Annotated in this window: 4 protein-coding genes and 1 pseudogene; all 5 read left to right on the top strand. The window is 71.0% G+C overall.

All coding sequences use genetic code 11. The features are described from left to right. A pseudogene (locus VJR25_RS06750) lies at positions 1–244 on the top strand (hypothetical protein); the annotation flags it as partial. After that, positions 145–675, top strand: coding sequence for a hypothetical protein (locus tag VJR25_RS06745; protein ID WP_324113865.1), 531 nt, complete (start codon positions 145–147; stop codon positions 673–675). The pseudogene VJR25_RS06750 and the gene VJR25_RS06745, both read left to right, overlap by 100 nt. Then, positions 675–1,409 (top strand): TetR/AcrR family transcriptional regulator, encoded by a 735-nt coding sequence (locus VJR25_RS06740; protein ID WP_324113863.1) that lies wholly within the window; start codon positions 675–677, stop codon positions 1,407–1,409. The genes VJR25_RS06745 and VJR25_RS06740 overlap by 1 nt, the downstream gene beginning before the upstream one ends. Beyond that, positions 1,406–2,209: a Cof-type HAD-IIB family hydrolase gene (locus tag VJR25_RS06735; protein ID WP_324113861.1), complete on the top strand. Its 804-nt coding sequence runs from the start codon at positions 1,406–1,408 to the stop codon at positions 2,207–2,209. The genes VJR25_RS06740 and VJR25_RS06735 overlap by 4 nt, the downstream gene beginning before the upstream one ends. A 30-nt stretch (positions 2,210–2,239) precedes the next feature. Next, positions 2,240–2,869, top strand: a 630-nt coding sequence (locus VJR25_RS06730) for a type I phosphomannose isomerase catalytic subunit (RefSeq protein ID WP_324113859.1), incomplete at its 3' end; no start/stop codon positions are given.

Below are 2,869 nucleotides of genomic sequence, written 5' to 3'. Positions count from 1 at the left end.
CGGGGCGAACCAGGTCACCATCAAGCTCGCCAAGCCCGACTACCTGTTCAACGACGAACTGGCCACCTACGCGGGCGTCGTCGTCGAGAAGAAGTTCTCACAGGAGCACGGCGCCGCCGTCGGCACCCCGGGCGTGGGGGTCATGTGCACGGGTCCGTACACGTCCCCGCCTCCACGCGAGCCGAGCAGATCAGCCTCGTCGTCCCGCAGCAGGCGGAGACCCAGCAGCTGGGCCTCGCCGTGAAGGCCGCCGCGGACAAGATCGGGCTGAACTTCAAGCTCGACGTCGTGCCGGCCACGGGGTACTCGAACTACCTGTACGACCCGAAGACCCGCGGCAACACCGACCTGCTCTACACGCAGTTCTGGGCGAACATCCCGAACCCGCTGGACTGGCTCGGCATCACGGCGGTCAGCAACGGCTCGTTCAACCAGGGCGGCTACAGTGGCATCGACAAGACCTACGCCCAGGCCGTGTCGACCAAGGACCCCGCTGCACGAGCCGCGCTCGTCGCCCAGATGGAGAAGCAGCTGCACGACGAGATGAACCCCATGATCGGCGGCGTCGAGCTCGTCAACGACGTGTGGATGAACAAGCGCATCTCGGGTGCCCCGGCCACCTTCGACTACGTCTACTACCCGTGGGCGGCGTACCTCGGCGGGACGGGCAAGTAATGTCCGGCCGCGCCGGTCGCCCGGGACCCAAGCCGCGCCTGAGCCCCGAGCTCATCGTGGAGGCGGCGTTCCGCGTGACCGAGCGCGGCGGGGCGGCGGCCCTCAGCTTCACGGCGCTCGGCCGTGAGCTGGGGGCCCACCCCACGGCCGTGTACCGGCACTTCCGCGACCGCGACGACCTCATGCGGTCGCTCGTGGACGCGCTGCAGGGGGAGGTGCTCGCAGAGCTGCCGGAGAATCCCCCCGAGGACTGGGCCGAGGAGCTGCGCGCCCGCGACATGGTGACGCACGAGGTGTTCATGCGGCATCCCCAGATCGCGCAGGAGGCGAGCGTGCGCACCGCTCGGCTGCCCAACGAGTACCGCATCATCGACCAGGTCATCGGGATCTTCCGGCGCGCCGGGTTCGACGACGAGGACACCGCCCGCTACTACCGCGTCTTCAGCGACTTCGTCCTGGCGTATTCGGCTCAGGATGCCGCCCTGCTGGCGCTGAGCCCGGAGACCATGGCCGGCGACCTCGGAGCCTGGCAGCACGAGTACCAGACGCTCGATCCGGACGAGTACCCCAACATCACGGCGGTCGCCCGGCACCTGCCGGCCCTGGACGATCCGGCGAACTTCGCCCTCGCCGTCGACCTCATGCTCGAGGGCCTGCGCAGCCGCCACGCCGCCACGATGGCTGCCCGGGCGGAATCGGAGGCGGCCGTCGCGCCGGGTACCGTGGAGTCGTGACTCCCGACCTGCGGCTGGTGGCCGTCGACATGGACGGAACGCTGCTGGATGCGCACGGCGCCGTGCCGGAGCGTCTCTGGCCGCTGCTGGATGAGATGCGCGCGCGCGGCATCGTGTTCGTGCCCGCGAGCGGCCGGCAGTACGCGACACTGCGGCAGCTGTTCGCCCGCGCCGCCGACGGCATGCCGTTCATCGCCGAGAACGGCACGTACGTGGTGCGCGACGACGTCGAGATCAGCTCCACCCCGCTCGACGCCGACGTGGTGCACACGGTCGTCGCGGCACTGCGCGAGACGACGGCGGACTACGGCGTGGTCGTCACCGGGCGCGACTGCGCGTGGGTGACGCGCACGGATGCCGCCTTCCTCGCCGAAGTCGCGAAGTACTACGTCGAGCGCGAGGTCGTCGACGATCTCGCCGCGGTCGCCGATCGGGCCATCAAGATCGCGGTGTTCTGCTTCGGCGACGCCGAGACCGAGATCGCGCCGGCGCTGGCATCCGTGGGCGAAACGCACCAGGTGGTCGTGTCGGGTGCGAACTGGGTGGACGTGATGGACGCCCGTGCCGACAAGGGCGAGGCGCTGCGCGCGCTGCAGCGGGCGTTCGGCATCCTCCCCGCTCAGACGGCCGCGTTCGGCGACTACCTCAACGACGTGCAGATGCTGCAGGCGGCGGACTGGTCGTACGCGATGGACAATGCGCACCCCGACGTGAAGGCCGTCGCCCGCCGCATCGCGCCGCACCACCACGACGAGGGCGTCGTCGAGGTGCTCGGCGAGCTGCTCGGCGTCGGTCTCTGATCGTTCATCTTCGGCTGCAAGGGTGAGAGCATGACCGGGTTCCTGCCGCTGACCAACACCCCGATCCCCAACGCGTGGGGCCGGATCGACGGGGTCTCCGCCGCACTGGGCTGGCAGCCGTCGGGCGGCCCGGAGGCGGAGCTGTGGCTCGGTGCCCACCCGCTCTCGCCGGCGCGGTTCACCGGGACGGCGCCGTGGGTGGATCTGCAGGAGTGGGAGCGGGATGCCGCCGTCTCGCTGCCGTACCTGCTCAAGGTGCTCTCGGCCGCGTCGTCGTTGTCGCTGCAGGCGCACCCCACGACCCGGCAGGCCGAGCTCGGCTTCGCGCGCGAGGAGGCGGCCGGCATCCCGCTGACCGCCCGGGAGCGCAACTACAAGGACCCGCACGCGAAGCCCGAGCTGATCGTCGCCACCGAGGACGGCTTCGAGGCGCTGTGCGGGTTCCGCGACCCGGCGGAGACGGCGGCGGCGCTCGGCGGGTTCGGCGACCTGCCCGGCATGGACCGGCTGATCGGCCTGCTGGACACCGGCATCGAGCCCGCGTTCACCTGGCTGCTGTCCGGCGACCCCGCCGTCGCGACGCTCGTCGCCGCGGTGGCATCCCGCGCTCCCGGCTTGGCGGCGGACGATCCCGCAGCCGGGCTCGTCACGCGCCTCGCC

Source organism: Microbacterium sp. (assembly GCF_035277845.1).
GTDB lineage: Bacteria > Actinomycetota > Actinomycetes > Actinomycetales > Microbacteriaceae > Microbacterium.
This window is presented reverse-complemented; position numbering and strand designations above follow the sequence as displayed.

What these genes read in the sequence shown, in the direction of transcription:
- VJR25_RS06740 (WP_324113863.1), top strand. Translation starts at nt 675, where the DNA reads ATGTCCGGCCGCGCCGGTCGCCCGGGACCCAAGCCGCGCCTGAGCCCC.